This is a genomic window from Pseudomonas sp. PME37.24/006, from assembly GCF_055556635.1.
Genome location: NZ_JBVHNL010000178.1, coordinates 1 through 260, shown reverse-complemented (window position 1 = coordinate 260; position 260 = coordinate 1). Strand labels below are relative to the sequence as shown.

The window sequence follows — 260 nt, the reverse complement described above, 5'->3', positions numbered from 1 at the left end:
GAGCTGAAGCTCTTCAAGAAGGTGCAAGCCAACGACCTGTGGCGCAAGATGCTGTCGATGCTGTTCGAAACTGGCCACCCGTGGATCACCTTCAAGGATCCTTGCAACATCCGTTCGCCGCAGCAACACGTGGGCGTGGTGCACAGCTCCAACCTGTGCACCGAGATCACCTTGAACACCAACGAGAGCGAGATCGCGGTCTGCAACCTGGGTTCGGTGAACCTGCCGGCGCACCTGGTCAATGGCGAGCTGGACCATGC

The 260-nt window shown here is 59.2% G+C and carries 1 protein-coding gene; it reads left to right on the top strand.

Translation table 11 applies throughout. From position 1 onward, the window contains the following. The coding region (locus tag ACZ3GY_RS24315; protein WP_465912341.1) for a ribonucleotide reductase barrel domain-containing protein at nucleotides 1–260 on the top strand (260 nt) is incomplete at both ends.